Raw genomic sequence first — 14,734 nt, 5'->3', positions numbered from 1 at the left:
TATTCTTCGCGGTGAAGTCATAGATTGAAAGAACGGATTTTTAGGAGGCAATTAGTTATGTCTGAAGCGTATAAACAGGCTGGTGTTGATATAGAAGCGGGCTATGAAGCCGTAAATCGAATGAAGCAACACGTAGAACGGACAACAAGACAAGGAGTCATGGGAGGCTTAGGTGGGTTTGGCGGCTTATTTGATCTATCAGCCCTACAGCTAAAAGAACCCGTGCTCGTTTCAGGAACAGACGGAGTTGGAACGAAGCTTTTGCTTGCTTTTATGATGGATAAACATGATACGATTGGGATTGATGCCGTTGCAATGTGTGTGAATGATATCGTGGTTCAAGGGGCAGAGCCTCTTTATCTATTAGACTATCTTGCCTTAGGAAAAGCTGATCCTAATAAAATTGAAGCGATCGTACAGGGGGTTGCAGATGGAGCAGAGCAGGCTGGGTGTGCGTTAATTGGCGGTGAAACGGCAGAAATGCCAGGGATGTACAGTCCTGATGAGTATGATATTGCTGGTTTTGCTGTAGGTGCCGTTGAAAAGTCGAAACTCATTACAGGTGAGGAAATAGAAGTTGGCGATGTGGTAATTGGCTTAGCTTCCAGTGGTCTACATAGTAATGGCTTTTCCTTAGTTCGTAAAGTATTACTTCAGGATGCTGGTTTATCTTTATACGAAAGCTTAGCGGGTTTTACAAAAAGTCTAGGCGAAGAGCTGTTAACACCAACGAGAATCTATGTGAAACCGATTTTATCGTTATTAGATGAAGTAGATGTAAAGGGTATCGCTCATATTACAGGTGGTGGCTTTTATGAAAATTTACCAAGAATGCTGCCGGGTGGCTTAGGTATTGATATACCGGAAATAACATGGACGATTCCATCGATTTTTGATCTCATAAAAGAAAAAGGTAATCTGTCTGACAAAGAGCTTTTCTCAACATTTAATATGGGCATAGGTATGGCTGTTGTTGTATCGGCTTCAGAAGCGGATCGTACGGTGGAAGTACTAGAAGCACAGGGGGAAAAGGCGACTGTAATTGGACGAGTGAATAAAGAAGCGAGTATTACTATTGGAGGCTTGGACCGATGAAGATGGCGATCTTTGCCTCAGGACGCGGTTCAAACGCGGAAGCAATTATTGAGGCGAGTAAAGCAGGGCTGTTAGAGGCTGAAGTCTCCTTTATTATTTGTGATAAACCGGGGGCAAAAGTGAATGAACGGGCGTTAAAAAAAGAGATACCTGTTTATGAATGTGTGCCTCGTAACTTTGATTCCAAGCAACAGTACGAAGAGCAAATCATCAGGCACTTAAGAGAGGCTGAAATCGATTTTATCGTTTTGGCTGGTTATATGCGCTTAGTAGGACCGACCTTATTGAAGGCATTTGAGGGGAAGATCGTCAATATTCACCCATCACTTCTACCATCATTCCCAGGTCTTGATGCAATAGGTCAAGCTTTGGATGCAGGTGTTAAAGTGACCGGTGTAACCATCCATTATGTTGACGAAGGAATGGACACGGGTCCTATTATCGCTCAAAAGGCTATAAGGATTGAAAATGGAGAAACGAGACAATCGTTAACAAGAAAAATACAAGCTGTAGAACATCAACTATATCCACAAACATTACAAATGATATGTGAGCAGAAGCGTATGGAGGGAGAGTATCATGGCTAATAAACGAGCGTTAGTAAGTGTGTCCAATAAAGAGGGAGTGCTTGAATTCGTTCAAGGTCTTGTTGATCTTGGATTTGAAATCGTCTCTACGGGTGGAACAAAAGCAGCGATTCAAAACGCGGGTATATCAGTGACAGGTATTTCGGAAGTGACAGGTTTTCCAGAGATTATGGATGGTCGTGTAAAAACACTTCACCCGAATATTCATGGAGGGCTTTTAGCCATTCGTGATAAAGAAGAACATGTAGAAGCACTGCAGCAACATGAGATTGCTCCTATTGACCTCGTCTGTGTTAATTTATATCCTTTTCAACAAACCATTGAAAAGCCAGAGGCAACCTTAGATATGGCTATTGAAAATATTGATATTGGTGGACCAAGTATGTTACGTTCAGCTGCTAAAAACCACCGCTTTGTCACGGTTGTAGTCGACCCAAAAGATTATGGCACTGTGCTTGAAGAGCTTTCTACTGGAGAAATGACTTTTTCTACACGCCAACGGTTAGCTGCGAAAGTTTTCCGTCATACAGCCAGTTATGATGCGCTAATTGCCGAATATTTAACCAATGTTGTAGGAGAGGAATCACCCGAATCATTAACCGTTACATATACGAAAAAACAAGACCTTCGATATGGTGAAAATCCTCACCAAAAAGCTGTATTTTACGAGAAGCCATTAGCTGATCACCATTCAATTGCTAAAGCGAACCAACTTCATGGGAAAGAGCTTTCCTATAATAATATAAAAGATGCAGATGCAGTTTTGGCGATCGTGAAAGAGTTCGATGTGCCGGCCGCCGTTGCTGTAAAGCATATGAACCCTTGTGGTGTTGGAACCGGGGCGACGATTCTCGAGGCGTTCTCCTCTGCTTATGAAGCAGATTCTGTCTCCATTTTTGGAGGCATCATTGCGTTAAACCGTGAAGTTGATGAGGTGACCGCGATACAATTAAATGAGATATTCCTAGAGATTATTATTGCTCCTTCGTTTAGTGAGGCTGCTCTAACGATTTTAACAAAAAAGAAAAATCTCCGTCTCTTAACCATTGATACACAAGCAGAAATAAAGAAAGAACGAGTGATTACTTCTATACATGGTGGTTTACTTATTCAAGATGAAGACCGTTTTGGCTTAGCAGATGCACAGGTAGAAGTTGTGACAAAAAGAGAGCCAACGGACCTTGAATGGAAGGCATTACAATTAGCTTGGAATGTAGTCAAACATGTGAAATCCAATGCAATTGTCTTAACCAATGATGAAATGACAGTCGGTATTGGTGCTGGTCAAATGAATCGTGTCGGTGCTGCCAAAATAGCGATTGAGCAAGCTGGCGAGCGGTCTGTTGGTTCCGTTCTTGGTTCAGATGCCTTTTTCCCAATGGGTGATACGGTTGAAGCAGCAGCCAAGGCAGGTGTGACAGCAATCATTCAACCAGGTGGCTCCATCAAAGATCAAGTTTCGATTGATAAAGCGAACGAGTATGGTATGGCGATGGTATTTACCGGTGTAAGGCATTTTAAACATTAATGAGAAAAATGTAAGACCAAAGGGGGCAAAACGATGAATGTACTCGTAATTGGTAGTGGCGGGCGTGAGCATACGATTGCTTGGAAATTTTCAAAAAGTGAACATGTGACTAACGTGTTTGTTGCTCCTGGCAATTCAGGGATGACGGATGTAGCGAAGAGAGTACCAATCAGTGAAGATAACCACGAGGAGCTTGTTCATTTTGCATTAAAAAATGAAGTGGAGCTTGTCTTTGTTGGACCGGAAGCCCCTTTATTAGCAGGACTAGTTGATAGGTTTCAATTGGAGGGAATCCCTACCTTTGGTCCAAGTAAAGAGGCTGCCTTACTTGAAGGCAGTAAAGGCTTTGCCAAAGAAATCATGGAAAAATATCAAATTCCAACAGGTTCCTACCGCTGCTTTTCAAATTATGAGCAAGCAGCGGCATATGTCAAAGAACGAGGAGCACCAATTGTCATTAAAGCCGATGGATTAGCGGCAGGTAAAGGTGTGGTTGTTGCTTTAACAGAAGAAGAAGCCATTGAAGCACTGAAGTCTATGTTATTAGATAATCAATTTGGAGCAGCGGGTGCTTCGGTAGTGATTGAGGAGTACCTAGATGGTGAAGAGCTCTCATTAATGGCTTTTGTCCATGGTGATTTAGTCGTGCCAATGGTAGGTGCACAGGACCATAAGCGTGCCTATGATCATGATCAAGGTCCAAACACAGGTGGCATGGGTGCCTATTCACCAGTTCCACAATTTACAGATGAAGATGTACAAAGGGCTGTGGCTGAGATTTTACAACCGATGGCTGAGGCCATGATTAGTGAAGGACGTGCCTTTACAGGCATTTTATATGCGGGGTTAATGATGACGGCAACAGGTCCAAAGGTGATTGAGTTTAACGTGCGCTTTGGCGATCCGGAAACTCAAGTAGTTTTACCGCGGCTTGAGTCTGATCTATTTGAGGTTTTACAAACTTTATTAGCGGGTGAGATTCCTCCATTAGTTTGGTCTGAAGATGCTGTCTTAGGGGTTGTGCTCGCAAGTAAAGGCTATCCTAAGCAGTATGAAAAAGGGATAGAGATTAAAGGGATTGAACAAATGAAAGAGCCACATCTTCTATTTCATGCAGGAACAGAATTGAAACATAACAAATGGTTAACAAATGGTGGACGAGTTTTATTAGTAGCTGGAAGAGGTCCAACGATTGCAGAGGCGAAAGAGCAGGCTTACGTAGCAGCAAGCCAGATACAATCTGATGGTTTATTTTATCGAAATGATATTGGCGAAAAAGCAATCCAATCAGCAACATCTTTAAAATAATAAAGGAAATTCCTAGAGCACTTGCGAATAGTACAGTATGGGAGCACATATACATGAACCCATACTGTTTATTCATGTGCTCGTAGGATTAGTGAGAGAATGGTTGGTGCCTTTGCTTTTGATTCTTCTTACATACATAATAAACGGGGCAAAACCTCGTTATCCCTTCAGCGACTTTTAATGCTCCCATTAGCCCTGTGAAAAAAGGAAAGCGATGACACATTCTTTGTTGGCTTTTTGACGCAGTCCATGCTAGTAAAACAAACCCGATTGTAATACGTATTAATGCATCAACAGTCCCGATATTTGGTCTCATGTTCTTGTACCTCCTTCATAAAATTAGGTATGATCGAGTAGAGAAATGGTAGTAACTGTAGAACCTTTCGTTAATTAATGTGACAAAGTCTTGACTTTTTAAATTTTGTGTAAAAACATATAACATAACTGCTAATTTTTTTCCCATTCTATGGTACTATAGAAAAAACCGATTGGAGAAATGAGTGATAAACCTATGGCTGAGAGAATTAACCGATCAACCAAAAAAAAGCTTCGCCATCAGCTTGCTGTTGTTAAAGGTGAGAAAGCTCCATCACTTGTTTTAAAGAATGCAACTTATTTGAATCAAGCACGTCAAGCTTGGCTTAAAGCAAATATATGGATTTTGGAAGATACGATTGTTTATGTTGGTGAAAAGATGCCGACTTTATTAAATGATACAGAAATTGTTGATTGTACAAATCAATTTATTGTCCCTGGATATATCGAGCATCACGTTCATCCGTATCAATTATATAATCCCCTGAGCTTTGCAAAGTATGCATCACAAACAGGTACAACAACATTAGTAAGTGATAACTTAATCTTTTTATTAAGTCTCGAAAAAAAGAAAGCGCTTTCTTTGATAAGTGAATTAGATACGGCACCAACCTCGATGTACTGGTGGTCTCGTTATGACGCTCAAACGGAATTATCCAGTGAAGATGTTATATCTAATTCAAAAATGAAGGAATGGCTTGAACATCACCTTGTTGTCCAAGGCGGGGAGCTGACTTCATGGCCAAAAGTATTAAATGGCGATGATTCGATTCTGCATTGGATTCAAGAAACACAACGTTTACGAAAGCCGATTGAAGGGCATTTTCCTGGAGCCTCTGAAAAGACGCTAACACAAATGGCTTTAGTTGGTGTAACAGCTGATCATGAATCGATGAGTGGTAAGGATGCACTTATGAGAATTAATATGGGTTATTACACATCGTTGCGCCATTCATCGATTCGACCTGATTTGGAGAAAATGATTCAAGAGCTTCAAGGCCTTGGATTAGAGAATTTTGATCGTTGTTTTATGACAACCGATGGTTCTCCGCCTTCTTTCTATGAAGCTGGCGTGATGAATCATCTGATACAGATTGCTATTGATCATGGAGTTCCACCGATAGAGGCCTATAATATGGCTTCTTATAATGTGGCACGTTACTATAATTTTGAAAATAAGCATGGTCTGATTGCTCCAGGAAGAATGGCAAACCTCAACTTTTTAAAGGCGGAGGATCAGCCGACGCCAACCTCTGTATTAGCCAAAGGACAGTGGATTGTGAAGGACGAGCAACTTATCCAAGCAGACCTTGATTTCCCGTGGGAAAATTACGGGGTAAGCGAGGTCAAATACAATTGGGATTTACATGAAGATGAGCTTCATTTCTCGATGCCAATGGGTATTGAAATGGCTAATGCGGTTATTTTGAAACCGTATCATATCTCAATTGATTCTGCGACCAAGCATTTAAGTACGGAACATGACGAAAGCTTCTGTGCTCTGATTGATCGTAACGGTAAGTGGCAAGTAAATACGATGATTAAAGGATTTGCTAATCAAGTTTCAGGATTAGCCAGCTCTTATAATAACGCTGGTGATGTTATGTTAATTGGTAAAAGCATTCCTGATATGGTTTGTGCGTTTAGGCAGATGAAGCAGCAGGGTGGCGGCATTGTCTTAGCGGAGAAAGGCGAGATTATTGGTAATATTGAACTGCCGTTACTAGGGATGATGTCTAATAAACCCATGGAAAGAATCATGGAAGAAGAAAAACATCTCGTTCAGCTATTAAAGGATCGTGGCTATCAACATGAGGATCCGATTTATAGTCTACTCTTCTTTTCTTCCACACATTTACCGTATATTCGCTTAACGCAAAATGGTATTTATGATGTGAAAAAGAAAGCCGTCCTCTTTCCAGCAATTATGCGTTAAGTTACTTTAAGAACTTACAAAAGGTTGTGGAGATTGATATGAAGAAATGGTTAGGGTTCCTTGTTATTGTATGTATCCTATTAGGTGGATGTAATGATCGTAATCATTCATCCGAGCAAACAGCGCCAGACGAACATGAATCACCTTCTGATGATAACGAGCAATCAGGTGAGAAAGACAAAGTGGAAGAAGCTAAAACGTATCCGTTAACGGGTCTAGAAGCAGAAGGTGATGTCAATCAACGAGTAATAGCAGCAGTTATTAACAATTCTCCTGCTGCTAGACCTCAATCGGGGTTATTAGAAGCGGATATGGTTTATGAAGTATTAGCTGAATTTGAAGTAACTCGATTTGTTGCTTTATATCAAAGTCAGCAGCCAGAGAGGATAGGGCCTATTCGTAGTGCGAGACCGTATTTTGTAGATTTGGCTGATGGCTATGAGGCACTAATGGTCATCCACGGTTGGAGCCCAGCAGCTGAGACGGTATTAACCACTGGTACGACTGAATATCTCAACGGGATCTCTTATGACGGTACGTTATTTGAACGTTATGCCGGACGGAAAGCCCCTCATAATTCGTATTTAAACTGGCAACAGTTTTTAGAGGGAGTGGAGTTAGAGCAGCTCTCTTTAGAAGCAGAGGTTGAACCTCTGACGTTTTTAGAGGATAATGAAACGGTAGAGGGCATAGAAGCACAAGATATAACGATTAACTATTTAAATTTATATGATGTCCACTATCGCTACGATGAATCTCAGGCTTCCTATACAAGGCATAATAACCAACAAACGGTTGATTATGAAACAGGTGAAGCCATAGAGGTATCGAATCTATTTATTATTGAAGCAGAGCACGAAATTTTAGATCAGGCAGGAAGAAGAGCAGTTGATCTCGAATCAGGTGGTAAGGCTTTACTCATTCATCGAGGTAAAATGCAAGAGCTTGAGTGGGTAAATGAAGGTGGGCGTATCCTTCCAATTAAAAATGGTGAAATCATCCCATTTGCTAAAGGTCAAACTTGGATTAATATCATTCCCCATTCTCCTGGAATTTCAGGGAGTGTCGCGTATTAAGGGATTAGTGTAGGCTGCTTTAAAGATTAAAAAGAGAAAGGGTGCTTTTTAGTGCAAATAAATAAATTAAGAGGAAAAGAGCTTGACCAATTGTTTCATGCAATTCTCTCTCTAAAAGACCTAGAGGAGTGTTATGAATTTTTTGATGATTTATGTACAATTAATGAGATTCAATCATTAGCTCAGCGCTTAGAGGTTGCCCGCATGCTTCAAGAAGGCTATACATACCATAAAATTGAAACAGAAACAGGTGCAAGTACAGCAACAATTTCAAGAGTAAAGCGTTGTTTAAATTATGGCAATGACGGTTATAAAATGACGTTGGATCGTGTGAAGGAACAACAAACGATCGAAGAATAATAGGTAAGTCTACTGAACACCTTTCAAAAGGTTAATCAGTAGACTTTTTTGATCGTGTTAAAAAGTAGTGGGTATTAAGAGAAAAACAAGCAACATCTCGCTGGAGATTCACTGAAAAAAGTGAGTTATTTTCAAAACGGTCAAGAATGAGGAATAGAAATGGAAACCGAAAAAGGCAAGCCATCTAGTTTCCTATCAAACTAGATGGCTTGCCAAAAATATAATTTAAGGAAATATTTTACCAATCATCTCACTTTTATTCAATTACTCTTCTGCTGTGTGGTCCGATATCGAGGTTACTCTGCTCTAGTTCTAAAAGCTCAGAGACTGTCACAAATTGATAACCTTCTGCTTGTAATTGCTCCATAACAGCAGGTAATGCATCGGCTGTTGCTTGGTGAATATCATGAAAAAGGACAATACGCCCATTGGCAGCGTCTTTAAATACCATCTCTTTAATGGCCCCAACTTCACGACTTCTCCAATCTTCAGAGTCGACAGACCAATTCACTATCGCTAAATTTAATTCGGTTGAAACATCAACGACTTGTTGATTATAGATGCCATAAGGAGGCCTCATTGTCGTTGGTGTGATGCCAATAACCTCCTCAATCATACTCGTCGTATCAGCTAGTTCTCTAACTAATTGCTCCCGATTGAGTGTGGTCATATTCATATGATTCATCGTATGATTACCAATTTCATGCCCTGATAAAGCAACCTCTATAGCGAGCTCAGGATAGAAATCAACTTGTGTGCCTAACATATAGAAAGTCGCTCTTGCATCAAAGCTTTCTAACGTTTCGAGTATCTGAGGCGTAATTCTAGGGTGAGGTCCATCATCAAAAGTTAGAGCAATATACTTACCGTCTTTTTCTAGTTGGTTAGGCTCAAACAAGATATCTTCTTGAGGTGGATCTTGTTCTTCCTTTTCTTTAATTATTTGATCAGGCTCATGAACATCGGTTGAATGATGTTCGTCTTCAGCTTGTTCCTCACTCTCAGTCGGAGTTTCTTCTACAAGCTCCCAGACTCTTTTCCAGTCGTCTTTAATATAATCACTGATTTCATCAAAAGGAAGCGTTACGTGAATGGGTCCATTTGAACCAGCGGCGATCTCGTATTCGTCAAAATGAAGAGTGAGCCCTTCTTCGTTTGTTGTCCATGTCCATAAGGAAGGGTTGTTCATAGTCGTAGACAACTCCTCTTGGTAGATGTCGTCAATACCTTCTTCAATGAGAGCATTAACTAGCAAAGTATGTATGTCGGTAAATTGTACATGGTTTGTGTCCAAAATTTGCTCAATTGTAATCAATTTCCCAGAAGCAACATCAACTGTCAAACTATGTAGTGACTCCTGTCCATTGGCACCGCCCATAAATTGATAAACATGAAATAATAAATGATACTGTTGTTCGGCTAATGGATTCGTCTCCAATTGGATATTTAGATTGGCTTGAACATCAAGTGTACCACTCGATTTAAGCTTATGTACGTCTTCTAAAAACTGCTCTTCTTGCTCTGTTAACCACGCTTCAATCTTTTCATTTACCTTCTGGCTACTCGTAACTGGTTTACTTATAGAGGTTGTGTAATCTTCACTGTGTTTGGATACAAATTCTATATCCAACCCAGCGTATCTACTTTCATAATTAATATCTGTTTGTACACTATTGGTTGCGACACCTATAGATGGAGAAAATTGATGGATAGCAATTAATAAAGTTAAAATACCAAATAAACTTAATAGTACGTATGATTTCATTTTTAAACTCATCATTCAAAACCCCTAAGCTGTTTCTAACAAACTCTGACTCTCCCATCTTATCACAGAATAATGCGAGTAGATTCAATGAATTCATGGTAAACATTACTAAACTGTAAAATAGCTGAAAGGTAATAGAACAAAAGACATCGGCAAAAAAATAAGTTCTTTAAAATGATTCAAATGTGCATAAAAAGTGTCGAATATGCCGAAATAAAAAATAAGTATAATCAAAGGGTCCTCTCATACCGTTTCTCTGAATATAGCAGGAGAAAGCCCGAGCAAAAGCGGAATCTCGGGGTTGCGAGCCGAAAAAGAGAGAGAAAGCCCGAGCAAAAGCGGAATCTCGGGGTTGCGGGCGAAAAAAGAGAGAGAAAGCCCGAGCAAACGTGGAATCTCGGGGTTGCGGGCTGAAAAAGTAGGAGAAAGCCCGAGCAAAAGCGGAATCTCGGGGTTGCGGGCTGAAAAAGTAGGAGAAAGCCCGAGCAAAAGCGGAATCGCGGGGGTGCGGGCGAAAAAAGTAGGAGAAACCCCGAGCAAAAGCGGAATCTCGGGGTTGCGGGCTGAAAAAGCAGGAGAAAGCCCGAGCAAACGTGGAATCTCGGGGTTGCGAGCTGAAAAAGAGGGAGAAAGCCCGAGCAAAAGCGGAATCTCGGGGTTGCGGGCTGAAAAAGCAGGAGAAAGCCTGAGCTTTTTGAACTTAAGAACTAGCAGTAACCTAGCGGCGAGTAAACCTCTGCATATCGCCTTTAGTCAACTTTCAAATAAAATTAGATTGATTTTCTCACGTGATTACTGCTTTTTTTGCGAAATCATACTACAATAATAAAAATATAGGTAAACGGGTAGGTGTTTGGATGAATTTTGAAGAGAATTATAAACAACAAATTTTCGCTTCAGCAAAAAAAGAGCCAGCGGATCTCATTTTAAAAAATGGAAAAATCATCGATGTTTTTAATCTAGAAATATATGAAGCAGATGTAGCGATAAAGAATGGTCAAATTGTCGGAATCGGTGCCTATGAAGATGGAGATACGTTGCTTGATCTAAAGGGAAAGTATATTTCACCTTCTTTTATCGATGGGCATGTACATATTGAATCGGCGATGGTAACACCAGAAGAGTTCTCAAAAATAGTGGTGCCAAAAGGTATAACAACAGTGATGGCTGACCCACATGAAATCGCAAATGTTGGAGGATTAAAGGCTGTTCAATATATGGTAGCTGCCTCAAAAAATCTTCCCCTAGATGTAAAAATGATGGCACCATCTTGCGTTCCAGCAACCTCTTTTGAAAACAGCGGCTCGACTTTAAGCTCAGATGAAATCGAACAATTATTTGATGAGCAGGCTGTTTATGGATTGGGGGAGGTCATGGATTATCCAGCCGTTTTTTCAGGTGATAACGAGATGCTTAAGAAGCTTATGATCGCTAAAAAAGAAGGAGCAGGAATAGATGGTCATGCGGCAGGTTTAGATGAAATAGGATTAAATACGTATATGACAGCTGGCATACGTAATGACCATGAAGCTGTAACAGCCGAGGAGGGCAAGGCAAGACTTCAGCGCGGTATGTATTTGCTCATGCGTGAAGGAACAGCAGCTAAAGATGTAGAAGCATTATTACCGATATTAACTCCGGCAAATGCAAGACGATGTGTATTCTCGACTGACGATAAACATTTGGATGACATCATTGAATTTGGCAGTATTGACGCCAATATACGATTAGCGATTAAACACGGTGTCGACGCTATCCAGGCGATTCAAATGGCAAGTTTGAATGCGGCAGAATGTTTTGGTTTAAAGGAAAAAGGAGCCATTGCACCGGGTTATGAAGCGAATTTTGTGATCATAAGTGATTTAACTCAATTAGTCATTGATGATGTTTATGTTGGTGGACGAAAAGTCGCAAGCGACGGAAAGCTGATAGAGCAGCTAAGGTCACCTATCCAGCCACCAGCTTCTTTAACAGATAGTATTCGTTTTGCCGACTTTTCCATGAATGACCTCGCTTTACCAATAGAAAATGGAAAGCCCGTTCATGTAATTTCTACAAAACCAGGTTCCATTATAACGGAACATTTACAAGAAGAAGTCGATACAAATAATGGATATTTTCTAAGCTCTAATCAACGAGGCCAATTAAAACAAGTCGTTGTTGAACGTCATCACGCGACGGGGCATATAGGACTTGGTGTTGTAAAAGGGATACCGCTCCAACGAGGTGCGATCGTCTCGACCGTTGCACATGATTCACATAATATCGTTGCTTGTGGTGTAGACGATCAAAGCCTATACACGGCGATTACGCATATGAAAAAAATCAACGGTGGAATTGCCGTCGTTGATGGAGAGAGAATTCTAGCAGATTTATCACTAGAATTAGCTGGACTTATGAGCTTGAAATCGCATCAGGAAGTCTATCAACAGCTCAAAGAAATTGACAAAGCGTTAGTGGAAATAGGATTTAAAGAAAAGTGGAATCCTTTTATTACATTATCTTTTTTAGCACTGCCTGTAATTCCGGCGATAAAACTAACCGATACTGGCTTGTTTAATGTCGTTGAATTTAAACATATGTCAATTCAATAGCAGGATTTTCGATGTGAGCACACAGCACCTAACCAACTACGGTTAGGTGCTAATTTTGGTTAATAACTATTCTCTTTTTTTGTGGGTACAGGGAATATGTTGTATGAGTAAGTGAATATAAGATGATTGGATGTAAAACCATCGATCCTATTAAAAATTGGATAACTTGCTCTTCGTTCTTGAACACTTTATACTGGAGGTAGTGAAAATGATTATCAATATTGATGAGATAAATTTGATTAAAAGCTAACAGGTGGTGCTTAAGATGAGTGTATTAGTGAATGATAAAGTAAGTTCGCTTTCGACATTAATTAGGGAGCGTAGAAGTATTCGTGATTTTAAATCAGACCCGATTCCTACTGAAGAGGTTATCAGCCTTTTAAATGATGCAGTCTATGCTCCTAATCATGGAAAACGTGAGCCTTGGCGGTTTATTATCTTTGAAGGTGAGGGAAAGAAGACGTTTGCTGATGCTGTTATTCAAACGTATACCACTGAGCAAAAAGAGAAAAAAGCCGATAATATGATGAAATATTATCAAGATATTCCTCTTCATTTATTAGTCGTAATGCCTGAGGACCCTCGACAAAAAAAGTGGGAAGAAGATATGTGTGCGACTTCAGCGATGGTACAAAACTTTCAACTATTGGCATGGGAAAAAGGAATGGGCGTTTGTTGGAAAACCAATGCATATAATCTAGATCCTAGTTTTCGAGAAGCTGTAGGTGTCAAACCAGGGGAGAAGATTGTTGCCACTCTTCATATTGGCTATTATGATATTGTTCCAAAAGCCAAAAAAAGAACAATGGTTGAAGATAAATTGGTCGTTATTAATAAATAGTACTGAGTATAAGAAAAGAATAAGATACCCCTGCTACTCAAATGGCAGGGCTTTTTTTATGTCTAAATAGAGTGAAAGATTGAATTCAATGAAACGGGAAAAAGTAAAGGACAGTTGATAAAAAAATACTCAGCAATGAAGCAGAGAAAAGAATATTCAATGCGGAGCAAATGATAATACGTAGCAAAGAAGCAGAAAAAAGAATATTCAATGCGGGCAAAAGAAAAATACACAGCAATGAAGCAAAGGGATTTTAATGCGATGCAAACGAAAATACGCAGCGATGAAGCAATAAGTATGAGGAATACAATACGGCGGAAGCGCAAGGCTGTTTACCTCTGCACGTGCATTAACAAAAACAAGAAGTCAACTTTTATTGAGCATCAGTGCTAACTTCCGTACGTAATAAAAACCGAATATGTGCATCGTCCAATTATTCGGCACTAAAATCCCATTGTTTTCTACAATTTGGTCAACATTTAACTGAAGGAGAGCGACGACATTTCCTACTATCTTTGGTATAATGACGAACAGAATAAGTCTTATTTTATTGGTGAGAATGGATAAGAAGATTGTAGGGGAAGTAGGAGATTAGATGCTAGAATTTCACGAGTGGCGTCATGTGTTTAAGTTAGATCCTAATAAAGAGTTAACGGATGAACAAATAGAAGCAATTTGCGAATCAGGGACAGATGGAATTATTATCGGTGGAACAGACGGTGTAACACTAGATAATACGTTACAATTAATGGCGAAGGTTAGAAGGTACGCCATTTCCTGTGCATTAGAGGTATCTAACGTTGAGGCGATTACTCCAGGATGTGATTACTTTTTTATTCCGTCTGTGATGAATAGTCAAAAGCGTGAATGGATATTAGGTCAACATCATCAGGCCATTAAAGAATATGGAGCGATTATGAATTGGGAAGAAGTCGTTATGGAAGGATATTGTGTTCTTAATTCTGATTCGAAAGTTGCTGAGTTAACCGAAGCAGATACTGAAATGGATCAAGATGATGTTTTAGCTTATGCACGTATGGCAGAGCACCTGTATCATTTTCCAGTCTTTTATTTAGAGTACAGTGGTATGTATGGTGACGTTGATACGGTTAAGCAAGTGTCGGCTGTCCTTGATCAGACGAAGCTATTTTATGGTGGTGGTATTCAATCGGAAGAGCAAGCCAAACAAATGGCTGCCTATGCAGATACGATCGTTGTTGGCAATTTAATTTACGATGACTTTGACAAGGCTTTAAGTACGGTTGCAGCTGTGAAAGGTGCATTGCAATAAATACGTAAACACATTATGATATAAATAAGAACATATGT

The 14,734-nt window shown here is 40.0% G+C and carries 13 protein-coding genes; 10 read left to right on the top strand and 3 right to left on the bottom strand.

The genetic code is table 11. From position 1 onward, the window contains the following. Positions 1-57: 57 nt before the first annotated feature. Genes purM through purD form a run of 4 tightly spaced genes read left to right on the top strand, consistent with a single transcriptional unit; the run spans position 58 to position 4,518 of the window. Complete coding sequence (gene purM, locus PQ479_RS09930) at positions 58-1,095, top strand: phosphoribosylformylglycinamidine cyclo-ligase (protein WP_047990031.1); 1,038 nt, start codon at positions 58-60, stop codon at positions 1,093-1,095. Then, positions 1,092-1,682, top strand: a complete 591-nt coding sequence (purN, locus tag PQ479_RS09925) for a phosphoribosylglycinamide formyltransferase (RefSeq protein WP_047990030.1) — start codon at positions 1,092-1,094, stop codon at positions 1,680-1,682. The genes purM and purN overlap by 4 nt, the downstream gene beginning before the upstream one ends. Further along, positions 1,675-3,210, top strand: a complete 1,536-nt coding sequence (gene purH, locus PQ479_RS09920) for a bifunctional phosphoribosylaminoimidazolecarboxamide formyltransferase/IMP cyclohydrolase (RefSeq protein WP_047990029.1) — start codon at positions 1,675-1,677, stop codon at positions 3,208-3,210. The genes purN and purH overlap by 8 nt, the downstream gene beginning before the upstream one ends. Before the next feature lie 33 nt (positions 3,211-3,243). Further along, positions 3,244-4,518, top strand: coding sequence for a phosphoribosylamine--glycine ligase (gene purD / locus PQ479_RS09915; protein WP_047990028.1), 1,275 nt, complete (start codon positions 3,244-3,246; stop codon positions 4,516-4,518). Positions 4,519-4,606: 88 nt separating this feature from the next. On the opposite strand, the gene PQ479_RS09910 is transcribed toward purD, so the two are convergent. Beyond that, a complete protein-coding gene (locus PQ479_RS09910) occupies positions 4,607-4,834 on the bottom strand; it encodes a YgaP family membrane protein (protein WP_047990027.1) in 228 nt (75 codons plus the stop codon). A 195-nt stretch (positions 4,835-5,029) separates the two neighbouring features. Here PQ479_RS09910 and PQ479_RS09905 point away from each other — a divergent pair, with 195 nt between their 5' ends. Genes PQ479_RS09905 through PQ479_RS09895 form a run of 3 tightly spaced genes read left to right on the top strand, consistent with a single transcriptional unit; the run spans position 5,030 to position 8,205 of the window. Continuing rightward, positions 5,030-6,769 (top strand): adenine deaminase C-terminal domain-containing protein, encoded by a 1,740-nt coding sequence (locus tag PQ479_RS09905; protein WP_047990132.1) that lies wholly within the window; start codon positions 5,030-5,032, stop codon positions 6,767-6,769. Positions 6,770-6,807: 38 nt separating this feature from the next. Further along, positions 6,808-7,845 carry a DUF3048 domain-containing protein gene (locus tag PQ479_RS09900; protein ID WP_047990026.1) on the top strand — a complete coding sequence of 346 codons (1,038 nt, stop codon included), beginning with the start codon at positions 6,808-6,810 and terminating at the stop codon, positions 7,843-7,845. Between the two features lie 51 nt (positions 7,846-7,896). Next, complete coding sequence (locus tag PQ479_RS09895; RefSeq protein ID WP_047990025.1) at positions 7,897-8,205, top strand: YerC/YecD family TrpR-related protein; 309 nt, start codon at positions 7,897-7,899, stop codon at positions 8,203-8,205. A 256-nt stretch (positions 8,206-8,461) separates the two neighbouring features. On the opposite strand, the gene PQ479_RS09890 is transcribed toward PQ479_RS09895, so the two are convergent. Both PQ479_RS09890 and PQ479_RS09885 read right to left on the bottom strand, forming a co-directional pair. Then, a complete protein-coding gene (locus PQ479_RS09890; protein WP_053070500.1) occupies positions 8,462-9,982 on the bottom strand; it encodes a polysaccharide deacetylase family protein in 1,521 nt (506 codons plus the stop codon). Positions 9,983-10,213: 231 nt separating this feature from the next. Continuing rightward, positions 10,214-10,612: a hypothetical protein gene (locus PQ479_RS09885; protein WP_273716960.1), complete on the bottom strand. Its 399-nt coding sequence runs from the start codon at positions 10,610-10,612 to the stop codon at positions 10,214-10,216. A gap of 215 nt (positions 10,613-10,827) precedes the next feature. Between PQ479_RS09885 and ade the strand changes: the two genes are divergently transcribed. From ade to pcrB, 3 genes are all read left to right on the top strand, one after another. Continuing rightward, positions 10,828-12,564, top strand: coding sequence for an adenine deaminase (ade, locus tag PQ479_RS09880; RefSeq protein ID WP_047990023.1), 1,737 nt, complete (start codon positions 10,828-10,830; stop codon positions 12,562-12,564). 265 nt (positions 12,565-12,829) lie between these two features. Further along, on the top strand, positions 12,830-13,405 hold the full coding sequence (locus tag PQ479_RS09875) for a nitroreductase family protein (RefSeq protein ID WP_047990022.1): 576 nt from the start codon (positions 12,830-12,832) through the stop codon (positions 13,403-13,405). 595 nt (positions 13,406-14,000) lie between these two features. Continuing rightward, a complete protein-coding gene (pcrB, locus tag PQ479_RS09870) occupies positions 14,001-14,696 on the top strand; it encodes a heptaprenylglyceryl phosphate synthase (protein WP_047990021.1) in 696 nt (231 codons plus the stop codon). Positions 14,697-14,734: the final 38 nt, after the last annotated feature.

Origin of the sequence: Alkalihalobacillus pseudalcaliphilus, assembly GCF_028610675.1 — a bacterium.
GTDB lineage: Bacteria > Bacillota > Bacilli > Bacillales > Bacillaceae_D > Alkalihalobacillus > Alkalihalobacillus pseudalcaliphilus.
Note: the sequence above shows the minus strand (reverse complement) of the source record. Positions and strands in the feature narration are given on the sequence as shown.

Excerpts from the sequence above, each read along its gene's own strand:
- purM (WP_047990031.1), top strand. The coding sequence starts at position 58 with ATGTCTGAAGCGTATAAACAGGCTGGTGTTGATATAGAAGCGGGCTAT.
- purN (WP_047990030.1), top strand. The coding sequence starts at position 1,092 with ATGAAGATGGCGATCTTTGCCTCAGGACGCGGTTCAAACGCGGAAGCA.
- purH (WP_047990029.1), top strand. The coding sequence starts at position 1,675 with ATGGCTAATAAACGAGCGTTAGTAAGTGTGTCCAATAAAGAGGGAGTG.
- purD (WP_047990028.1), top strand. The coding sequence starts at position 3,244 with ATGAATGTACTCGTAATTGGTAGTGGCGGGCGTGAGCATACGATTGCT.
- PQ479_RS09910 (WP_047990027.1), bottom strand. The coding sequence starts at position 4,834 with ATGAGACCAAATATCGGGACTGTTGATGCATTAATACGTATTACAATC.
- PQ479_RS09905 (WP_047990132.1), top strand. The coding sequence starts at position 5,030 with ATGGCTGAGAGAATTAACCGATCAACCAAAAAAAAGCTTCGCCATCAG.
- PQ479_RS09900 (WP_047990026.1), top strand. The coding sequence starts at position 6,808 with ATGAAGAAATGGTTAGGGTTCCTTGTTATTGTATGTATCCTATTAGGT.
- PQ479_RS09890 (WP_053070500.1), bottom strand. The coding sequence starts at position 9,982 with ATGAGTTTAAAAATGAAATCATACGTACTATTAAGTTTATTTGGTATT.
- ade (WP_047990023.1), top strand. The coding sequence starts at position 10,828 with ATGAATTTTGAAGAGAATTATAAACAACAAATTTTCGCTTCAGCAAAA.
- PQ479_RS09875 (WP_047990022.1), top strand. The coding sequence starts at position 12,830 with ATGAGTGTATTAGTGAATGATAAAGTAAGTTCGCTTTCGACATTAATT.
- pcrB (WP_047990021.1), top strand. The coding sequence starts at position 14,001 with ATGCTAGAATTTCACGAGTGGCGTCATGTGTTTAAGTTAGATCCTAAT.